This window comes from Thiofilum sp. (assembly GCF_016711335.1).
In the GTDB taxonomy this organism is placed as follows: domain Bacteria; phylum Pseudomonadota; class Gammaproteobacteria; order Thiotrichales; family Thiotrichaceae; genus Thiofilum.
In genome coordinates this window covers 2,803,912-2,824,311 of the sequence record NZ_JADJTF010000001.1, presented here as the reverse complement: position 1 = coordinate 2,824,311, position 20,400 = coordinate 2,803,912, and the positions used below count along the sequence as shown (strand labels likewise).

General features: G+C 45.2%; 18 protein-coding genes. 3 read left to right on the top strand and 15 right to left on the bottom strand.

Going from position 1 to position 20,400, the window contains the following annotated elements:
- Positions 1-25: 25 nt before the first annotated feature.
- From pcaF to paaZ, 13 genes are all read right to left on the bottom strand, one after another.
- Positions 26-1,231, bottom strand: a complete 1,206-nt coding sequence (gene pcaF / locus IPL34_RS13465; protein WP_296841963.1) for a 3-oxoadipyl-CoA thiolase — start codon at positions 1,229-1,231, stop codon at positions 26-28.
- A complete protein-coding gene (gene paaI, locus IPL34_RS13460; RefSeq protein WP_296841962.1) occupies positions 1,228-1,686 on the bottom strand; it encodes a hydroxyphenylacetyl-CoA thioesterase PaaI in 459 nt (152 codons plus the stop codon). Before paaI ends, pcaF begins: the two co-directional genes overlap by 4 nt.
- Positions 1,683-3,212, bottom strand: coding sequence for a 3-hydroxyacyl-CoA dehydrogenase PaaH (paaH, locus tag IPL34_RS13455; protein WP_296841961.1), 1,530 nt, complete (start codon positions 3,210-3,212; stop codon positions 1,683-1,685). Before paaH ends, paaI begins: the two co-directional genes overlap by 4 nt.
- Before the next feature lie 2 nt (positions 3,213-3,214).
- Complete coding sequence (gene paaG, locus IPL34_RS13450; protein ID WP_296841960.1) at positions 3,215-4,006, bottom strand: 2-(1,2-epoxy-1,2-dihydrophenyl)acetyl-CoA isomerase PaaG; 792 nt, start codon at positions 4,004-4,006, stop codon at positions 3,215-3,217.
- A gap of 49 nt (positions 4,007-4,055) precedes the next feature.
- Positions 4,056-5,357 carry a TRAP transporter large permease gene (locus tag IPL34_RS13445; protein ID WP_296841959.1) on the bottom strand — a complete coding sequence of 434 codons (1,302 nt, stop codon included), beginning with the start codon at positions 5,355-5,357 and terminating at the stop codon, positions 4,056-4,058.
- Positions 5,354-5,899: a TRAP transporter small permease gene (locus IPL34_RS13440; protein ID WP_296841958.1), complete on the bottom strand. Its 546-nt coding sequence runs from the start codon at positions 5,897-5,899 to the stop codon at positions 5,354-5,356. Before IPL34_RS13440 ends, IPL34_RS13445 begins: the two co-directional genes overlap by 4 nt.
- A 2-nt stretch (positions 5,900-5,901) precedes the next feature.
- Positions 5,902-6,936: a TRAP transporter substrate-binding protein gene (locus tag IPL34_RS13435; protein WP_296841957.1), complete on the bottom strand. Its 1,035-nt coding sequence runs from the start codon at positions 6,934-6,936 to the stop codon at positions 5,902-5,904.
- A gap of 163 nt (positions 6,937-7,099) precedes the next feature.
- On the bottom strand, positions 7,100-8,197 hold the full coding sequence (gene paaE, locus IPL34_RS13430; RefSeq protein WP_296841956.1) for a 1,2-phenylacetyl-CoA epoxidase subunit PaaE: 1,098 nt from the start codon (positions 8,195-8,197) through the stop codon (positions 7,100-7,102).
- A gap of 11 nt (positions 8,198-8,208) precedes the next feature.
- Positions 8,209-8,766 carry a 1,2-phenylacetyl-CoA epoxidase subunit PaaD gene (paaD, locus tag IPL34_RS13425; RefSeq protein ID WP_296841955.1) on the bottom strand — a complete coding sequence of 186 codons (558 nt, stop codon included), beginning with the start codon at positions 8,764-8,766 and terminating at the stop codon, positions 8,209-8,211.
- 6 nt (positions 8,767-8,772) lie between these two features.
- Complete coding sequence (paaC, locus tag IPL34_RS13420; RefSeq protein ID WP_296841954.1) at positions 8,773-9,540, bottom strand: 1,2-phenylacetyl-CoA epoxidase subunit PaaC; 768 nt, start codon at positions 9,538-9,540, stop codon at positions 8,773-8,775.
- 8 nt (positions 9,541-9,548) lie between these two features.
- Positions 9,549-9,830, bottom strand: coding sequence for a 1,2-phenylacetyl-CoA epoxidase subunit PaaB (gene paaB / locus IPL34_RS13415; RefSeq protein ID WP_296841953.1), 282 nt, complete (start codon positions 9,828-9,830; stop codon positions 9,549-9,551).
- Positions 9,831-9,842: 12 nt separating this feature from the next.
- Complete coding sequence (gene paaA / locus IPL34_RS13410) at positions 9,843-10,802, bottom strand: 1,2-phenylacetyl-CoA epoxidase subunit PaaA (protein WP_296841952.1); 960 nt, start codon at positions 10,800-10,802, stop codon at positions 9,843-9,845.
- Positions 10,802-12,850, bottom strand: a complete 2,049-nt coding sequence (gene paaZ, locus IPL34_RS13405) for a phenylacetic acid degradation bifunctional protein PaaZ (protein WP_296841951.1) — start codon at positions 12,848-12,850, stop codon at positions 10,802-10,804. The genes paaA and paaZ overlap by 1 nt, the downstream gene beginning before the upstream one ends.
- Positions 12,851-13,053: 203 nt before the next feature.
- Here paaZ and paaY point away from each other — a divergent pair, with 203 nt between their 5' ends.
- The 3 genes from paaY to IPL34_RS13390 all read left to right on the top strand — a co-directional run bounded on the left by paaY (position 13,054) and on the right by IPL34_RS13390 (position 15,965).
- Positions 13,054-13,662, top strand: coding sequence for a phenylacetic acid degradation protein PaaY (gene paaY / locus IPL34_RS13400; protein WP_366931047.1), 609 nt, complete (start codon positions 13,054-13,056; stop codon positions 13,660-13,662).
- A gap of 5 nt (positions 13,663-13,667) precedes the next feature.
- Positions 13,668-14,609, top strand: coding sequence for a PaaX family transcriptional regulator C-terminal domain-containing protein (locus IPL34_RS13395; RefSeq protein ID WP_296841950.1), 942 nt, complete (start codon positions 13,668-13,670; stop codon positions 14,607-14,609).
- A 159-nt stretch (positions 14,610-14,768) separates the two neighbouring features.
- On the top strand, positions 14,769-15,965 hold the full coding sequence (locus tag IPL34_RS13390; RefSeq protein ID WP_296841949.1) for an alanine--glyoxylate aminotransferase family protein: 1,197 nt from the start codon (positions 14,769-14,771) through the stop codon (positions 15,963-15,965).
- Here the strand turns inward: IPL34_RS13390 and IPL34_RS13385 are convergent.
- Both IPL34_RS13385 and IPL34_RS13380 read right to left on the bottom strand, forming a co-directional pair.
- Complete coding sequence (locus IPL34_RS13385; protein ID WP_296841948.1) at positions 15,962-16,429, bottom strand: hypothetical protein; 468 nt, start codon at positions 16,427-16,429, stop codon at positions 15,962-15,964. The genes IPL34_RS13390 and IPL34_RS13385 overlap by 4 nt on opposite strands.
- Positions 16,430-16,536: 107 nt before the next feature.
- Complete coding sequence (locus tag IPL34_RS13380; RefSeq protein WP_296841947.1) at positions 16,537-20,289, bottom strand: cadherin domain-containing protein; 3,753 nt, start codon at positions 20,287-20,289, stop codon at positions 16,537-16,539.
- Positions 20,290-20,400 lie beyond the last annotated feature (111 nt).

Here is a 20,400-nt window from a genome sequence, read left to right as displayed (position 1 = left end):
TATTGTTTGTGCTTGTTACTGCGGTCTAAACGCGTTCAATAATCAATGCAATACCTTGTCCCACCCCAATACACATCGTACAAAGCGCATAACGCCCCTTAATCCGTTGTAGCTGCCGTGCTGCGGTAGTAATCAGCCGAGCGCCACTCATACCTAAGGGATGCCCCAAGGCAATTGCTCCCCCATACGGATTGACGTGTTCAGCATCATCAGGCAAACCTAAATCACGCATCACCGCTAAAGCTTGTGCTGCAAAGGCTTCATTTAATTCAATGATCTCCATTTGTGCCAAAGTCAAACCTGTTTGGGCCAACACCTTACGCGTAGCCGGAGCAGGGCCAAAACCCATAATACGCGGCTCCACCCCAGCAGTTGCCATACCTACTATTCGAGCTATAGGTTGTAAATCATGTTGTCTCAAAGCATTTTCAGAGGCTACCAACATGGCACAAGCCCCATCATTTACTCCAGAGGCATTACCAGCGGTGACTGATCCCCCCTTGCGAAAAGGAGTGGGTAATTTAGCTAAACCCTCTAAAGTGGTATCAGGGCGATTATGCTCATCCACATTAAACACTAAAGGGTTTTTCTTCTTTTGCGGAATCAATACTGGAATAATTTCATCCGCAAATACCCCATCGGCTTGCGCTTTAGCGGTGCGCTGCTGCGAACGGTAAGCAAATAGATCTTGATCAGCACGGGTAATATTAAACTGCTCCGCCACATTTTCAGCCGTTTCAGGCATGGTCTCAGTGCCGTATAGCTCTTTCATTTTGGCATTGGGGAAGCGCCAGCCAATAGTAGTATCATAGATTTCGGCATTGCGACTCCAAGCACTACTAGCCTTAGGCAACACAAAAGGTGCACGGGTCATAGACTCAGCCCCACCAGCAATCATGAGTTCAGCCTCGCTCGCTTTAATGGTGCGTGCCGCTAGTCCTACCGCATCCATGCCCGAACCACAAAGCCTATTAACAGTAGTCCCCGGCACAGCAGTAGGTAAACCTGCCAGCAATACCACCATGCGTGCGATATTACGATTACACTCACCCGCCTGATTAGCATTACCTAAAATCACATCATCAACCTGCGCCCAATCCACATTCGGATTACGCTCCATCAGTGCCTTTAGGGGAATAGCCGCTAAATCATCGGTACGGACTTCAGCTAGTGAGCCACCATAGCGCCCAATGGCGGTACGAATCGGATCACAAATAAATGCTTGTTTCATACAGCAGTCTCCTCTGGAATAACCGTACCTTTGAGTTGATAAGAACGTCCACGAAAGAGTGCAATCAAAGTACCGTCTTGGCGTTGCACTTCAATGTCATAGACTCCGGTACGTCCCGAACGAGAGCGCTCCTGAGCCGTAGCGGTTAATAAATCCCCTTCGCGTGCGGGTGCTAGAAAATCAATACTGCACCCTGAAGCTAAGGTCACCTTATTGGTGTTATTACAAGCATGGGCAAAAGCAGAATCCGCCAGAGTAAAGATCATTCCACCATGACACACATCATGCCCATTAAGCATTTCATTACGTACCCGCATAGTTAATTGCGCAAACCCGGGCGTACTTTTAATGATCTGCATCCCTAAGAAATTAGTCGCTTTATCATTGGCGTGCATAGCATTAGAACAGGCTTGTGCTAAAGCTTCTGGTGTTAAAGTTGTATGATGATGGGTCATACCAAGGCTCTCCCTGATAAAGCATGACGTAATAGGAGGGGCGAAGTACGATAACGATCCTCACCATAACCTGTGGCGAGCTGATCTAATACATTCACCACTCTACCCACCCCTAAGGACTGCGCCCATGCTAATGGTCCTTTTGGGTAATTCACTCCACCTTGCATGGCAATATCTACCGCTTGGGCATTACAAACCTGTTGATTAACGGCATCCGCGCCCTCATTAGCCAACATACACACCGTGCGCATCACACAAAGCCCTGCTATATCATTGAGAATAGAGACTTGCTTGCCCAAAGCTTGCCAAAAAGCCGTAGCATCTTGTAAAGCCTGTGGAGTTGCTTGATCGGCGGCGGCAATCCCTATGCGCGTCGCTTTGGCATAATCTAGAGCAAGATCAAAGAGGACTATATCGCGCTCACCTTCTTCCTCAGCAATTTGGGTGGCGGTACGTCCATCAGTCAAACTCATAATGGCATCCCCAGCCAATAGGATCAGTTCAGCACCGTCTTCACTGGCTTCACGCTCAATGCTAATACCTGCCTTAGTTAATAAATCAACTAAGGTAGGCGCAAAAGGTGCATCACCAATCAAGGTGACACTTTCAAAGCTAGGCGTTAGTGTTGGTGCTGTTTGAGGCTCTAGTTTGTGTGCATTAGCGCTGTAATCATAAAAACCACGTCCCGTTTTGCGCCCTAAAAAGCCTGCATCCACCAGCTCTTTTTGAATCAAAGAAGGCGTAAAACGTGGATCATAGTAATACGCCGCATGGACTGAGCAGGTCACGGCATAATTCACATCATGCCCAATCAAATCCATTAACTCGAACGGCCCCATACGAAAGCCACCACTTTCACGCATTAAGGCATCAATAGTAGCTACATCCGCCCCGCCCTCCTGAAGTACTCGCAATCCCTCCGCATAAAAAGGACGTGCCACTCGATTGACAATAAAGCCCGGCGTAGAACGGGCATGTACCGCTTGCTTGCCCCAAGCATTGGCTGTATCCAATACAGTATGCGCAATAGCTTTATCCGTCGCTAAGCCACTAATGACCTCTACTAATTTCATAATCGGAGCAGGGTTAAAAAAGTGCATACCGACTAGCCGCTCTGGATGCTGTAAGGCTGAGCCTATAGCCGTAATGGATAAGGAAGAGGTATTACTCGCTATAATAGTATCCTGAGCAACTATTGCCTCTAGCTGTTTAAATAGGCTTTGCTTGACCTCTAGCTTTTCCACAATCGCCTCAATCACCAAAGCAGCAGGAGCAAGTTCTGATAAGGTACTAGCTGGGGTCAAACGTGCTACCAAGGCATCGCGCTCTTGAGCAGGCATTTTGCCCTTAACCACTAATTTATCTAAACCAACTGCAATACCTTGAATACCTTTCAGTGCAGCACCTTCGGCTACATCAAATAGTAATACGGGATGACCTGCTGCTGCGGCAACTTGCGCTACCCCTGCTCCCATTGTGCCCGCACCAATGACGGCAACTATTTTATCTTGACCTAGGCTTGCCATAGTTATTGTCCTGTAAATTGCGGAGCACGCTTCGCTAAAAATGCTTGCACCCCTTCACGATAATCGGAGGTACGCCCCGCTAAGCGCTGTAAATCACGTTCTAAATCTAGTTGTTGATCGAGGGTATTATTAGACGCGGCTTGAATAGCTTGTTTGATATAAGCTAGCCCCTTAGTCGGTTGGGTAGCGAAATGAGCCGCCAAACGTTTAGCCTCACTCATTAATTGATCATCGGGATAACTTTTCCAAATCATCCCCCATTGCTCCGCTTGCTCAGCGGATACCTTGTCACCTAATAAGCTTAAAGCCATCGCGCGGGCAGGACCTACGAGACGCGGTAAAATCCATGTACCTCCCGAATCAGGTACTAAGCCAATCTTACAAAAGGCTTGAATAAACGCGGCCGAACGAGCAGCTAAGACAATATCACAAGCAAAAGCAAGGTTAGCGCCAGCCCCTGCTGCCACCCCATTAACCGCGCAAACAATCGGTATCGGTAAGGCTTTTAAAGTGCGAATCAGTGGGTTATAGCGCTGCTCTAAAGACTCACCTAAATCAGGCATGGGGGCATTAGGATCCACCGCACGATCATTCAAATCTTGTCCCGCACAAAAACCACGCCCCTTACCTGTGATCAATAAGCAACGCACACTACTCTCAGCTTGAACTTGTGCTAAAGCCTCACGCACCTCGGCGTGCATTACGGTAGTAAAGCTATTTAAGCTATCGGGGCGATTTAAAGTCAAAGTAGCAATACCCTGCTCAATCGCAAACTCAATGGTGGTAAAATTCATCTTTAGATCCTTATAGTTAGTCGCGTCTAGCCTTAAAATAGCGCTTTGATTAACGATACAGTGCAATAGGCAAAGCTAAAGCTATCGCCGGAATCAAGGTAATCAGCATTAGGCGAATAATATCTACTACCCAAAACGGTGTTACCCCTTTAAAAACGGTACTGGTTTTTACGTCCTTTAAGACTCCACTGAGTACAAAGACATTCAGACCTACGGGCGGGGTAATTAAACTAATTTCAGTGACCACAACCACCAAAATCCCAAACCACACCAAATCAAATCCCAAACTCTGCACGATAGGATAGAAAATAGGTACAGTTAACAGCAGCATAGAAAGGCTTTCTAAAATACAGCCCAATAAAATATAAATACCTAAGATTAGAAAAATAACGGCCAGAGGGCTGAGATCAAAGCTCTTAATCAGTTCTAATAATTGATCAGGAAATTCAGCACGAGTGATGAAATTAGAGAAAATCAAAGCACCAATCACGACTACAAATAGAGAGGCTGACGTATGAGCCGTTTCAGTAAGCACTTCATACAGCGAGCGCCATGTTAAGGATTTACGGGCCAAGGCAATAACAAACGCCCCTGCTGCACCAATGCCTGCCGCCTCAGTGGGAGTAAAAACCCCACCATACATACCACCGATGACTATGCCAAACAGTAATAGCGTTCCCCATATACCCTTCATAGCTTCAATCCGCTCTTGGGTCGTAGAGCGCTCGCCCGGAGGACCTGCTTCTGGATTACGCCACACCGTCCACGCAACGGCTACTACATACAATGCAATCCCTAGCATTCCGGGCATAAAACCTGCCGCAAATAATTCACGGATACTTTGCTCGGTCATAATGCCATAAATGACTAAAATCACACTCGGCGGGATTAAAATTCCTAAAGTTCCACCCGCTGCAATCGAGGCAGTCGCTAAAGTATCGGCATAACCATAACGGCGCATCGGTGGCATAGAAACCTTAGCCATTGTTGCCGCAGTAGCTAAGCTCGAACCACAAATCGCTGAAAACCCACCGCAGGCAACTACGGTTGCCATAGCTAAACCACCACGAAAATGACCTAAAAAGGAGTATGAAGCACGATAAAGCTCATGCGATAAGCCCGACTTGGTGACTAAATTACCCATTAAAATAAACAGTGGAATCACGGTCAAACTGTAGTCACGCGAGGTATCTACTACACGACGTGCTGACATGGATAAGGCGGATACCCAATTCCAATCATTTAGATAAACAAACCCTAGAAAACCAACCACCCCCATCGACAACCCAATCGGCATACGCGCCATAATGAGCAAAAGTAGAATGGCGAAACCTATTAAAGTAACGGTCATATACTAGCCTCCGTAGCAATAGGCGCTTGAGTCATTTGGTATTCAACCCATAGGCGATAAATACCCAAGGTCAACAAAGCTAAAGCCGTTACCCAGCATAAAATCCCAAAACTATTGAGTACTGCTCCCACCGGAATATGTAAGTATTCGGTGGTTTCACCGGACTTAAGCGCTCTTGCTCCTAAGGCGATAATGCGCTGACCCAAAAAATATAAGGCGATTGCACTCAGTACATTAAAAATCACACCACGAATAAAATTTAATGGTGGTGTGACAAAACTATCTAGAATATCAACAACTACTTGCTCATTACGCCATGAAATCACAGGTAAGGCAGTAAAGATCATCACCCCTAACAAAACCTCGCTAATCTCTGTTGAGCCTAACAAAGGTTTATTCAAAAAATAGCGCCCAATAACATCAATACAGGTAATCAGCATCATGGTGAGTAGGGTTGCTCCTGAGATTACATTCAGGACAAAAGCAATAAGGCGTACTGGACCTTTTTCACTATTTTGTAGGAGTAGTTGTTGATGAGTCATCGTTAATTACCGCTTTTATAATCACGCGCAAGCGCACGTAACTCATCTAAGGCTGCTTTAGCATCTACATTGCGATCTTTAACACTATCGATCCAGCTTTGATCAAAGTCTTTGGTCAGCTCAGCCAACTCTTTTTTCATCTCATCGGTAGCCTCCATAATGGTATTACCCGAAGCACGAGCATCGGCTTCACCTTCAATCGCCTCTTGATTCCAATACTTGCCGGCTAAAACAGATAACTTTTCACCTGAAACCTTTTTAATCGCTTCACGGTCTTTCTCATCTAAGCCTGCTAAGAAATCCTCATTCATGACAATCACGAAACTACCCAGATACAGACCATTAGGGAATTTCAAAGTAAAAGGAGCGACCTCTTTAATGCGTAAGGTTTTCTTTTCACCCATAGGTAACATAGCACCATCGGCGACCCCTTGAGAAAGTAGCTCGTAAACTTTAGAGGCGGGAGCCGCAACCCCTTCAATACCTAGTTTATTACCAATATCGGTTTGTACCCCACCACCAATACGTAGCTTTTTACCTTTTAAATCAGCTAGTTTTTCAATAGGTTTAGCTAAATGGATTTGTCCGGGCGCATGGGTAAATAAGCCCATGACTGCAACCCCTTCATGCTCCCCTGCTTTAGCAAAGTACTTTTCAAATACCCGCCAATGGGCCATTGAAGCCGCCTCAGCACCATTTTCCATACCGGGTAACTCTACTGCTTTGGTGAGTTTAAAACGTCCGGGGTAATAGCCGTGGAAAGTCCATGCAGCTTCATAAGTACCGTCTTGTACTTGATCTAATAAAGCTTTGGGATCACCGCCGGGGAATTCGATTTTCAGTTTGACCCGCCCTTCAGTGGCCTCTTCAATCCACTTACCCCAAGTGGGTAGAACATCTTTATTCATAGTATGTTGGGGGGGTAGCCATGAACCGACGCGGATTACTTGCTCTGCCCATGCAGCAGAAGTGATTAAAAAAGTACTGGATACAATAGTGGCGTGCAGAAACAATTGTTTCAGGTTAAGACGTTTCATTGATAGCTCTCCTCTTAGCTCAATGAACTCAGTTTAAGAGTTAAACTGAGTTTAATTTGGCGAATTGTGATCCAAAATGACACATATCATTTTAGATAATAAAATACTATGTATCATTTTAGGAGGTGTCAACTCTTTAACAATACCTAGCTAAAACGATCTTCTAGCGTTGATCAAAATCCACAATGACCTCATCAGAAACCGGATGGGCCTGACAAGTTAAAATAAAGCCTGCTGCGATCTCATGCGGCTCCAAACCATGATGCAAGTCCATATCCACTTGTCCTTTGATCAGTTTGGCTTTACAGGTCGAACACACACCCGCTTTACAGGCATAAGGTAACTCCATGCCATTATGAATACCTGCATCGAGAATATTCGCCCCCACGGTCGCTAACTCAAACTGTAACGCACGCCCATCAGCAATCACGGTTACCTTACTGGTTTTATCTTCACCATAGGTTTCAATACGTTGCTGAGACTTTTCCAATACTTTGGCTGCATCTTCAGAGGAATTCGCAAATAGCTCATAATGAATGCACGCATCATCCAAACCCGACGCGCGAAAACCACGCGATACTTCAGACATCATCGCCTCAGGACCACAAATGAAGGCCTCATGCGTTTTCTTAAGATTAATCAGACGGCTCTTGTGTAAAGCGGTACCTTTTTGATTATCAATTAAGCCATTCAATAGATCAGCGCCCTGATCCTCTTGGCTCATAATATTGATCCACTGAAAACGCTCCAGATAGCGGTTTTTTAGAAAACTCAAATCCTCTTTGAACATCACAGAATTAGTACGCCGATTGCCATAAATTAAGGTCACGCGGCTGTGAGGTTCATCAATGAGAATGGTCTTCATAATAGACAGAATGGGCGTAATACCACTTCCTACCGCAAGGCACATATAGTTTTTGGCATTAGCAGCATTAAGCTCGGTAGTAAAACTACCTTGCGGTGGCATCACCTCAATAGTTTGCCCTTTTTTAAAAGTGTCATTGGCAAAATTAGAAAACTTACCGCCACGCACGCGTTTAATGCCTACCTTTAGTGCATTATCGTGTACTCCTGAGCAAATCGAATAGGAGCGGCGAATATCCTCGCCATTAATAGCGGCTTTTAGCGTAAGAAACTGTCCCTGCTTAAAGGCAAAAGTCTGTTTTAGCTCATCAGGCACAGTAAAGGTTACACAAATAGCGGTATCGGTCTCTGGACGCACATCCGCAATGGTTAAAGGATAAAAGCGAGTATCCGACATAGTGTCGTCCCTCATAAATGCTTAAAGTAATCAAACGGTTCTAGGCAATGTTGACATTGAAACAATGCTTTGCAGGCAGTTGAACCAAATTCGCTAATGCGCTTAGTCGCTGATGAACCACAATGTGGGCACTCCACCCCAAACTCAGGGGTCATACCATCAGCATGTTGGCAACAGGTACTCGGCGGCGCTATACCATAATCACGTAACTGTTTACGCCCTTCAGGAGAAATACTATCGGTGCTCCAAGCAGGTGCTAATTTCGTATGTACCTGATAGGGAGTAAACTCATTGGCTGTTAATACCTCACCAATCGCCTTACGAATAGCATCCATAGCAGGGCATCCTGAATAAGTAGGGGTAATCGTCACAACTGTACATATACCCTGCTCACTAGGTACTTGACTCACATCGGTCAAAATCCCTAAATCCCAGATGCTCACCACTGGTACTTCAGGATCTTTAACTTGATCTAATACTTGCCAAATAGCGCTATAGTTCGACTGATTACGACGTTGTAAACGCTCTAACCACGCTGAGGACACAATAGGAATAGGTATAGCGTTCATCAATAGCTACCACTGTTGCGCAGGATAGGAGCGATGCACAAACTGCATTTCAGTCAAAATATGACCTAGATTCTCAGTGTGATAACCCACACGCCCCCCGCGTACTGCCCAACCATCAGCAGGTAAAGTCAAGGTTGCCTCAGCAACAATTTCAGCTACCTCTTTGAGCCATTGCGGACGTAAAGCAGGATTATTCACACCAATACCGGCATCAGCTAAGAGTTGCTCAGTGGTATCTAAATCAAATAATTCATGGGTATAGCCCCACAAACTATCTAAAGCTCGTTGAGCACGACGGTGACTTTCCGCAGTACCATCACCCAAGCGTAAGGTCCACTCTCGACTACGGCGCAAGTGATAACGAGTTTCTTTGATCGCCTTAGCAGCAATAGCCGCTAATGTTTCATCCTTAGACTGCATTAGCTGCGTCAAAAAATGCACATTGAATACATCGAGTAATAACTGCCGCATAATGGTATAGGCAAAGTCACCACGCGGTAATTCATTGATGAGTAAATTATGGTACTCACGTTCATTGCGCCCATAGGCGAAGTCATCTTCTGTGCGCCCATCATTGGCTAGCTCCGCTGCATAGGTGTAATACATACGCGCTCGCCCAATATAATCTAGGGCTACATTCGCTAATGCTAGGTCTTCCTCTAAAAACGGTGCATTACTACACCATTCTGAGAGGCGATGTCCTAAAATTACCGAATCATCACCTAAACGCGTAGCATACTCTTGGGTTGCCTGCTTTAATGCTAAATCGCTCATCACCTACCTCACATATGGTTGACAGCATCAGGAAGCTGGTAATACATCGCATGACGATAGGGCTTATCATCAGAAGGATCATAAAAGCTTGCGCTATCATCTTCTTGTGAAGCGCAAATATCGCGAGAGCGCACTACCCAAATACTTACTCCTTCACTACGGCGTGTGTAACAGTCACGGGCATACTCTAAGGCTTGCTCAGGATCTTGAGCGTGTAGACTACCCACATGTTTATGATCCAAGCCCCGACGTGAACGTACAAATACTTCATATAACTCTAAATCAGCCATTACAATGTCTCCTTAGGCGGCCTGTGCGGTAGTGGACTGCTCAGCTAGTGCACGTTTGGCTTGTTGCTTAGCGTTATAGGCATGCATAGCCTCACGTACCCAAGCCCCTTCTTCATGAGCGCGAATATGGTGCTCTAAACGCTGCCGATTAGCGTGACCATTACCATTAATGACATTGTGGAACTCCTCCCAATCAATCTCACCATGATCATAATGCCCCCGTTCCTCGTTCCACTTCAGATCGGGATCAGGATGTTTTAAGCCTAAAAACTCAATTTGTGGCGCGGTTTGATCAATAAATTTTTGGCGCAAATCATCATTAGTTTCGCGTTTAATTTTCCACAGCATCGACTTAGCAGAATGGGCTGACTCATTATCATGCGGCCCAAACATCATCAGTGCAGGCCAATAAAAACGATTGAGCGCATCTTGAGCAAGGGCTTTTTGGGCCTCACTACCACGCGCTAGCGCTAACATGATTTCGTAGCCTTGGCGCTGATGGAAGCTTTCTTCTTTACAGATGCGAATCATGGCACGCGAATAAGGACCATAGGAGGTACGTTGCAGTGATACCTGATTGACAATCGCAGCCCCATCAACCAACCAACCAATCGCCCCCACATCTGCCCATGTTTGCGTAGGATAATTAAAGATCGAGGCGTATTTAGCTGAGCCGTCTTGCAAGGCTGCAATGAGTTCCTCACGACTAATACCTAAGGTTTCACAAGCACTATAAAGGTATAAGCCATGCCCACCCTCATCTTGTACCTTAGAGAGCAACACTGCCTTGCGCCGTAATGAGGGTGCTCGCGTTATCCAGTTACCCTCTGGTTGCATACCTATGACCTCAGAATGAGCATGCTGAGAAATCTGTCGAATCAAGTTTTTGCGATAGGCATCGGGCATCCAATCTTTAGGTTCAATTTTTTCTTCTGCGTCAATTTTGCGCATGAAGTTTGGTTCTGGATTCATCACTGTGCTCCTTCATTACGTCCATGATGTTTAGCCACTAAGGTCAATACATCATAGTTGGCTACTACATCACCATTTTGATTCACAATCGTGGTATCCCAACGTACTTCACCGTATTCCTCGGTTTCACGATTGATTTTTTGCTTACAGGTAAACTGCACTTGCAGGGTATCACCCGCATAAACGGGGGTTGCAAAACGTAAATGATCTAAGCCGTAATTCGCTAAAACGGGACCTTCATTCGGCTCAACAAATAAACCCGCCGCTAATGAAACAAGGAAATAGCCATGTGCAACCCGATTTTCAAAGAACGGATTACGTTTAGCAGCCGCCTCATCCATATGCGCATAGAACTTATCACCGGATAGCTCAGCAAAGGCTTCTATGTCTTGTAGGGTAATCGTGCGCTTAGCCGTAATGACTGCATCACCGATTTCTAATTCATTAAAGGTTTTTTGGAAGGGATGTACTGTATCAATATGACGCTCTGCACCTTTGAGCCATGTTCCGGTAATCGCGGTGAGCATATCGGGTGAGCCTTGGAGTGCAGTACGCTGCATATAATGTTTAACACCGCGAATACCCCCCATTTCCTCACTACCACCCGCACGCCCCGGACCACCATGAATTAAATGCGCTAGCGGCGAGCCATGTCCGGTGGATTCTTTAGCGGCTTTTTCATCCAGTACTAAGACCCGTCCATGATGTGGTGCTACTCCTAATACTAAACGAGTCGCCACTGTTGGGCTTGCGGTCACGACCGAGGCAACCAAACTCCCTTTACCTAAAGCGGCAATTTCAATCGCCTCTTCATCAGACTGATAAGGAATCAAGGTACTCACCGGACCAAAAGCCTCCACATCATGAGCAGAGGTCGCATAAGGATCACGGCAAGCTAATAACATGGGCGCTAGGAATGCACCCGTTTCAGCATCTGCACCTAATACTTCAACCTCAGTAGCACTGCCAAATACTACCTCATTCGTTTTGGCTAACTCGGCAATACGCTCACGGACATCATTACGCTGATCTAAACCCGCTAAAGCTCCCATACGCACACCTTCTACATCGGGATTACCCACAGTAATTTTAGCTAAGCGAGCTTTAAGTGCGGTGGCTACTGCATCCAGTTTATCGGCGGGGACTATAGCGCGGCGAATGGCAGTACATTTTTGTCCGGCCTTCACCGTCATTTCGCGTACTACTTCTTTAATGTATAGCTCAAAAGCGGGCGATCCTACTTCGACATCTGAGCCTAAAATAGAACTATTGAGCGAATCCGCTTCCATATAAAAGCGCACTGAATTGGCAATTATAGCGTGATGTTGTTTAAGCTTTTGCCCTGTCCATGCGGAGCCGGTAAAGCTCACTGCATCTTGATAGGTCAGATGATTAAATAAATCACCCGTACTCCCACAAATCAATTGCAACGAGCCTTCGGGTAAAATTTTCGATTCAATAATGTGGCGCACCATTAGCTCAGTCAGATAAGCCGTTTGGCTGGCTGGTTTGACAATAGTAGGTACGCCTGCGAGGAAAGTCGGTGCTAATTTCTCCAACATGCCCCAGATCGGGAAATTGAAGGCATTAATTTGTAGGGCAACACCTGTAATCGGGGTATAGACGTGAATGCCTGTAAAAGTACCGTTGCGGGAAATTTGTTCTTGTGGACCGTCAATATAGACATTGCTATTGGGCATTTCACGTCGCCCTTTGCTAGCAAATACCAGCATAGTACCAATGCCGCCTTCTATATCAATCCATGAGTCAGTACGAGTTGCGCCCGTCGCTTTGGATAAGTCGTAAAATAGCTCTTTGCGCTCCATCAAATACTTACCTAGCTCTTTGAGCATTAAAGCACGTTGATGGAAAGTATATTGCTGTAATTTTTTGCTACCTATCTTACGGGCATACTCCAGCATACCCTGGAAGTCTAAGCCCTCGCTGCTGATCTCCGCTACTTCTGCTCCAGTAATGGCATGACGAATGAGTGTGCCTTGAGTTGACGGTGCATACCATTCACCTTGTGCATAACTGTGTAGCTTCATTCGTCGCTCTCCTCCGCTGTATTTGATAATAATCATCCTAATATGACACAAATAAATAGTCAAATTCTAATTTTAAGTATCACTAATAAGGGTAAATTGCTGCAATGCAGCAGATAAAACCATGATTTAAATACATTTAAATATTTAAAATATTATTTTTGTATCATAATCTGCTTTATAACTTTTTGGAGGAGCTTGAATCTATGCCTTACTATGCCATTGATGGAATACGCCCTGTTGTACACCCTGATAGCTATGTACACCCGACTGCTGTAGTGATTGGAGATGTGATTATTGGAGCTGGCTGTTATGTGGGACCTAATGCGGTACTGCGCGGCGACTTTGGACGCTTAATCTTAGAAGAAGGCTCGAATCTACAAGATACCTGTGTGATGCACGGTTTTCCGAATACCGATACTATTGTCGAGCGTAATGGGCATATTGGGCATGGTGCGGTATTACACGGTTGCCGCATTGGTGAAAATGCATTGATTGGCATGAATAGTGTGATTATGGATGGGGCTGTTATAGGTCACTCGTCTATTGTCGCAGCTATGAGCTTTGTCAAAGCTAATATGATAATTGAGCCACGCCAATTAGTAGTAGGTTCACCCGCACGCGTGATTAGAGCACTTTCAGATCAGGAGATCGCGTGGAAAGAAAGTGGTACAATGACTTATCATCAATTGGCATTACGTAGCCAAGCTACTCTCGTAGAAACAGTGCCATTAAACACAGTAGAGCCTGACCGCCAACGTCATGTACTGGAAGATGTAGTCCCCTTATATCAATTTAAAACAACAGAATCGTGAGTATTTTGAGTTCGCAAACTTTTGCTAAAGCTGCACAAGCAGTGATTGACGACTTTAGCCAAGCATCAACGATGTATGCTAATTCACTGATTTTAAGCATTTACGGCGATACCATTTGCCCGCATGGTGGCAATATTTGGCTCGGTAGTTTAATTAAACTGGTGGAGCCTTTAGGTATCAATCAACGCCTAGTCAGAACTTCAGTGTTTCGCTTATCTGAAAAGAAAATTCTAAAAGCCAAACAAATTGGTAGGCGCAGTTATTATTCATTAACTGATAAAGGTTTCCGTCAATTCTCCAGTGCCGCCAAACGTATTTATCAAGGTCCATTACAAACATGGGATGGTGAATGGCGCTTAGTGATTACCTCTTTAGGTGGACTAGAGCAAGAGCAACGCGAAACTGTTCGTAAGGAATTGTTTTGGCTTGGTTTCACCCATATTACTACAGGGGTGTTTGTACACCCTACTATTGATTTGGCTACGGTCAAACAAATGGTTGATGAAATGCAACTCACTGAGCACATAGTCATGCTCCAAGCCAAAACAATGGATGATACTCATATTCCTATTGCGAATGCTTTGATTAAAAATTGCTTTAATGTGCAAGCCTTTGAGCCAGAATATCAGGAGTTTTATGAATTATTTCATCCTGTTTTAGAAGCAGTACGTGCTACACACCATAATCTCGATCCTAGATTGTGTTTTTTAATGCGCACCCTATTAATTCATAAGTATCGGCGCATATTATTGCGTGAACCCGAATTACCCCAAGGTTTAATTAATGAAGATTCATGGAGCTGGCGTGCACGACTATTAATGGTCGAGCTATATCAAACTATTGCTAAGCCCGCCGATGAGTATTTCACCGAGCTCAGTGAGACTGAAAAAGGTAAATTTGCCTGCCCTACCTCTAATTATTATCAACGTTTTGCGGCAGTGTCCTAGCCTATTTACCCTTTAATAGGCTCCGTAAGTATTCAGTAAATCAGACTATGAGCGACAATGGAGCCTATTATCCATTGTCAATTACCCTAGTGCTTGACTAGACATTAATCCCCACTTCAACGAACATACGTCATCCAGTTTTACGTGAGGAGCGCTTTTATGACTATTTCATCTTTTTACCCCCCAATCCGAACGCTTATGGGTCCGGGTCCTTCGGATGTTAGCCCGCGTGTATTAGCAGCTTTGGCGCGTCCTACATTGGGACACTTAGACCCCGCCTTTATTCGCATGATGGATGAGATCAAAACCCTACTCCAGTATGCGTTTCAGACTAAGAATGAACTGACTATGCCCATATCTGCGCCGGGTTCAGCGGGAATGGAAGCAGTATTTGTCAATTTGGTCGAGCCGGGGGACAAAATCATTGTCTGCCAAAATGGTGTATTCGGCGGACGGATGAAAGAAAACGTTGAGCGCTGTGGCGCAACCGCGATTATGGTGCAAGACGATTGGGGCAAAGCAGTTGATGTACATAAAGTGGCTGAAACTTTAAAAGCTCATCCTGATGCAAAAGCCCTAGCCTTTGTACACGCCGAAACCTCAACAGGTGCACAATCCAATGCTCAAGCGCTTTGTGCTTTAGCTCATGAGCATGGAGCTTTAGCGATTGTTGATGCTGTCACTTCCCTAGCAGGTAGCCCTTTAAAGGTGGATGAGTGGGGCATTGATGCGATTTACTCTGGCACACAAAAATGCTTGTCTTGCGTTCCCGGGCTGTCACCCGTGAGCTTTAGTGCTCGTGCGGTAGAAAGCATTCAAGCACGCAAAACCAAAGTACAAAGCTGGTTTTTGGATATGAATTTAGTCATGGCGTATTGGGGTGGCGGTACTAAACGCGCTTATCATCATACCGCTCCAGTTAATACACTCTACGGGCTACATGAATCCTTAGTCATGGTGCAAGAGGAAGGCTTGGAAAATGCTTGGGCGCGACATATGCGCAATCACCAAGCTTTAAAAGCAGGTGTTGAAGCCTTAGGATTGAGCTTTTTAGTGGATGAAGCGCATCGCTTGCCACAACTCAACTCTATTACTATCCCTGAAGGTGTAGATGATGCACAAGTACGTAGCACTTTATTGAGAGAGTACAATCTTGAAATTGGTGCAGGTCTAGGCGCTTTAGCAGGGAAAGTTTGGCGTATTGGTTTAATGGGTGCTGCGAGTCATCCGACCAATGTGCTGTTCTGTTTAGGTGCACTCGATACCGTGCTCAAGCAACAAGGCGCTAAGATTGAGAGCGGTGCAGCGGTTGCAGCGGCACGCGCTTTTTATGAGCAAGGCAATGAGCACGCTTAAGCATCTTGACGCTTAGCTCGCTCTTCTGCTTCGGCTAAGGCTTGTAAGCGTTGTCTTTGGGTTGATACCCAGCTATCAACCCAAGGTTTTAACGACGGTAATAGCACTAAAGTAATCGCGGCTGCTATCACTGGAATAATCATTAATAAAGCAATCGCTACTCCAAAGGTCACGATTTCATCAGGCAAATAGGGATATAATACATAGGTGGTTATTAAACTGATTAACCAACTCATTAAAATCCACAGTGCCCAGCCTACACTTAAGGGTACGCCTGCACGCTGCCAACGCCTTAAAAAGGGTGATAATGACTGACCCTGCTCATTAACGCCTAAACTACTACGCAATACCTTATCGATCTGCCACGCTTTAACCTGATTCACAATAATGGCGAGCCACAACATCGCCGCCAATGCAAGTAATCCGGTAAAAAATATCGTTGGAAAGGTAAAAAGTATACTCAAAAAAGCGTCCATTAAAGTTATCCCTTCAATCAATGAGTACACTTTAACCTCTGATCCCGTTCATGGCTAGCCACGAGGAGAGGAAAAATGACCTCTTCGGTGGCTAACTACGGCAAATTACCTATCAAAATATAATCACCTGATTTCGTCGTATTGGCAGGATGGGTAATGATATTCGCCACTAAAGGGTTAAGATCATTCATTGCACCACTAAAGGTGGTTATACCATCTAAGTTAAAATCGGTAATCTGATAGCCACTGAGCTTATAGTTAGCACTCGCTGTATTATTCGCGCCCGCTCCCAAGATAGCATTACGCATCACGCTCAAATCATTAGCAGTTGTACCACTAGCGGCTACTTTCTTGTCATAGTTCGCATCACCTGCCCAGAGGAAAGCTTTGCTCGTATTTAATAAGCGTGAATGACTTCCCATCACCGAAGTGGTGGTTAAACCAAAGTCATACCAAGTGGCTACCGTATTTTCCAAAAGCACCGTACTGGCACTCACCACTCCTAAATGATTGCGATGTTGTACCGCCAAATAATACCTACCTGAAGGCGCATTTTCGACCGTAATCCGATTACTGCCCGTAGCAGGGTCAACAATATCACCGTCGCGTTGGATTAATGCCGCTTTACTCCACAACACCGCTGCGGGAGAGGTTGCACTACGTAATTGTATTAATACCCAATCCACCGGAGCATCAAAACCCTCTTCTAATAATAAGCTAGCTGATAATGACTCTCCGCCTTGATAAATAAAGGGCGGAATATTAAAGGGTTGTTGTAAGGGTATCAGCCCTTTAGTGCGTAAACTGTCACGCATCATTTGGGTATTAGGATCAAAGGGACCTTGTAACCAAGCACGTACTTGTAATTGCAACACTAAGCCAGTAATGAGTTTTAGATTAATGATTTGGGTATCGGCAGCACCATGAGGATCCAGTGCTTGTACCTCCACCACATAAACATTATTTTTATCTATATCTCCGGGGGGTAAAAACACGTCACCCCAAGGAGCTTGTCCGCCCATAGAAGGGGGTGATTTGAAGCTTAGTACTCCAGTCGCCGGATCAAGGGTAAATTTTGCAGCATCGGCTCCACCAATAATACTGTAGGTCAATACATCATTATTACCATCGGTAGCTACCACGGTGGTGGCATGGGTGCGCCCCTCAATCACCGACAGATTCGCTACATCGCCCCCGCCATCACTAATAATCACAGGCGGCAGATTTTCAAATACATCTCCCACTACGACCGTAATCGTTTGGCGGTCTATACCTCCGCGCCCATCCTCCACCGTCACTTGTAGCTCATAACGATTATCCAGATTAGCATCGGTGGGTATTTCATAATCAGGGGCAGTAATAAAAGTTAATACCCCAGTACTGGGATGAAGCACAAATTTAGCGGCATCCACGCCACCCGTAATACTAAAGGTCAATACATCATTATCAGGATCAGTAGCGGTCACGGTAGTCACTGCAACGCTATTTTCTAACACACTAAGGGTCGCCGTATCTCCTCCACCATCACTGGTAATAACAGGATCTGCATTATTGCGGCAATCGACTGGATCACCGTAATTACCTAAGTAGTTATTCGCTGTGGCGGGTCCCCAGCCTAAATTGGTAAATTGGTTAGCCGGACGAGTATTAGCCGAGTTAGGCATTTGTGCAAAGAGCTCGGTATTCTCCATGACATCCACTACGCCACTACACGTATTATTATTGACGAAGCTAAACATATCGATCTCAACGCCTGCCTGCCAATTAAAATCCTGATGACCATAGGGTGAAAAGGTAAAAGAGAGATAGTCCGTACTGGTATTTTCCGTCGGAGCATCCACGCGTGAGTTATTCGCCCAAGTAACATTGACGACTTCTGATCTTAAATCAGTCACCACAAACTTATTAGCGCCTGCTCCAGTCGGTACGGTTAAGGTAATTTGCCCTGTTAGGTTGTAATTTAATCCCGAACTCGGATCGCGCGTAGGACGCATATAAATGTGATAACGCTTATCCGCCCCTCGGCGCACGGTATATTCTAACACTTTGTAACTATCTGATTTAATGACTCGAATAGTCAGTGCTTGCTGGTCAATACCGCCGCGTCCATCGCTCGCCTGTACATCGATTAAGTAAGTATTATCGGCATTAGCATCTTGCGGACTATCAAAGTTTGGCGTCGTACTAAAACTTAAACGTCCGGTACTAGGATTAATCAAGAATAAACCCGCATCTACCCCGCCTATAATCGAATAAGTCAAGGTGTCATTATCAGGATCAGTCGCCATCACTGTGGTAACGCTGGTTTGCTGATCGGCAACCGTAATAGTTGCCGTATCACCTCCGCCATTACTGACAATAGTAGGCGCTCGATTCGTACTACAATCGACTGGATCACCGTAATTACCCAAATAGTTATTAGCCGTCATAGACCCCCAACCTAAATTGGTAAATTGGTTGGTCGGTTGAGTATTTCTAGAGTTAGGTAATTGATTAAACGGGTCGCTATTCTCCATCACGTCTACTAGACCACTACAACTAGCACTATTTTCAAAACTAAAAATATCCAGCTCTATGTCTTTTTGCCATTGGAACTCTTGTGTGCCATAAGGATTAAAAGTAAAGGATAAATAATCCACACTAGCATTTTCAGTCGGTGCATCTACGCGTGAGGTTTGTGACCACACTACATTAGGAATATGAGTTTGCAGGTTAGTGACCGTAAAGCGATTGGCTCCCGTACCATGAGGCACAGTCAGGGTAATTTGTCCGGTCAAGTTATAATTATTATTTGCGGCTAGTGCTCTATTAGGACGCATATACACATGATAGCGATTATCCGCAGCGCGACGTATGGTGTACTCTAATACCTTGTAGGCATTGGAGCGAGTTACGGTAATAGCCAGATCTTGCCGATCAATCCCCCCCTGACCATCACTGACCTGTACTTGTACCTGATAGATATTGTCGCCATTACTATCGTTAGGTTGGTCGACCAAAGGATTAGTCATAAAACTGAGTACACCGGTGACCGGATGCAACATAAACTGCGCTTGGTCTACCCCCCCGCTCAAACTAAAGGTCAGTGGATCATTATCTTGATCGGTCGCGGTAACGGTTGTGACATAAGCTTGGTTTTCAGGGACAGTGAGAGCCGCACTATCTCCCCCACCGTTGCTGGTAATGACTGGATTATGATTACTGCCACAGCTTACTGAGGCTTGGTAGTTACCCAAATAGTTATTGGTAGAAAAACTACCCCAGCCTAAATTGGTGAACTGATTCGCTGCATTGGTATTTGCTGAGTTGGGGCGAATGGCAAATGACTCGGTATTTTCTAATAAAATGACCGAACCTTCACACACATTAGGATTGATAAAATTAAAGACTTCTAGCTCTATTCCGGGCTGCCAATTAAAGCTACTGCTCCCAATGGGGTCAAAAGTGAAGGAAATGAAATCGACTTGTGGATTTTCAGGCGGTGCGTCTACTCGTGAAGAGGCTGTCCACACCACCCCCGGAATCATAGAAGTAAGCCCCGACACCAAAAACTTATTAGTCCCGTTGGGTACTTTAATAGTTACCTGTCCGGTTAAGCTGGTATTTTCCCCACTGATGGCGGTATTAGGGCGCATATATACATGATAACGCCCATCATTACTGCGCTTAATGCCGTACTCTAATACTTGTCCCGCCGCCCATGTCTGCTGTGTTGTAAAGAGCATCATACCCACTACTAGCCACTGGAGTGGGGAAATTAACGCTACTATGCTTTTCCATTTGCTACGCAAGAACATCAGGGGTAGCAAGCAACAGGGCTTATCTCCCAACTGAAACACTAGCATCATGGCTCTCCTAAATTATTTTTATAACTTGTTATTAGTGTAAAGCGAGATAGGAACACTCATTTTCCTATCTTCTGGCTAGATCTAGTAAGGTATGAACGCAGCTAAGGCAAT

Coding starts and splice junctions, on each gene's coding strand:
- IPL34_RS13435 (WP_296841957.1), bottom strand. CDS start 6,936: ATGAAACGTCTTAACCTGAAACAATTGTTTCTGCACGCCACTATTGTA.
- IPL34_RS13390 (WP_296841949.1), top strand. CDS start 14,769: ATGACTATTTCATCTTTTTACCCCCCAATCCGAACGCTTATGGGTCCG.
- paaA (WP_296841952.1), bottom strand. CDS start 10,802: ATGAATCCAGAACCAAACTTCATGCGCAAAATTGACGCAGAAGAAAAA.
- IPL34_RS13445 (WP_296841959.1), bottom strand. CDS start 5,357: ATGACCGTTACTTTAATAGGTTTCGCCATTCTACTTTTGCTCATTATG.
- IPL34_RS13380 (WP_296841947.1), bottom strand. CDS start 20,289: ATGATGCTAGTGTTTCAGTTGGGAGATAAGCCCTGTTGCTTGCTACCC.
- paaH (WP_296841961.1), bottom strand. CDS start 3,212: ATGGCAAGCCTAGGTCAAGATAAAATAGTTGCCGTCATTGGTGCGGGC.
- paaC (WP_296841954.1), bottom strand. CDS start 9,540: ATGAGCGATTTAGCATTAAAGCAGGCAACCCAAGAGTATGCTACGCGT.
- paaE (WP_296841956.1), bottom strand. CDS start 8,197: ATGTCGGATACTCGCTTTTATCCTTTAACCATTGCGGATGTGCGTCCA.
- pcaF (WP_296841963.1), bottom strand. CDS start 1,231: ATGAAACAAGCATTTATTTGTGATCCGATTCGTACCGCCATTGGGCGC.
- paaB (WP_296841953.1), bottom strand. CDS start 9,830: ATGGCTGATTTAGAGTTATATGAAGTATTTGTACGTTCACGTCGGGGC.
- paaY (WP_366931047.1), top strand. CDS start 13,054: ATGCCTTACTATGCCATTGATGGAATACGCCCTGTTGTACACCCTGAT.
- paaG (WP_296841960.1), bottom strand. CDS start 4,006: ATGAATTTTACCACCATTGAGTTTGCGATTGAGCAGGGTATTGCTACT.
- paaD (WP_296841955.1), bottom strand. CDS start 8,766: ATGAACGCTATACCTATTCCTATTGTGTCCTCAGCGTGGTTAGAGCGT.
- IPL34_RS13440 (WP_296841958.1), bottom strand. CDS start 5,899: ATGACTCATCAACAACTACTCCTACAAAATAGTGAAAAAGGTCCAGTA.
- paaI (WP_296841962.1), bottom strand. CDS start 1,686: ATGACCCATCATCATACAACTTTAACACCAGAAGCTTTAGCACAAGCC.
- paaZ (WP_296841951.1), bottom strand. CDS start 12,850: ATGAAGCTACACAGTTATGCACAAGGTGAATGGTATGCACCGTCAACT.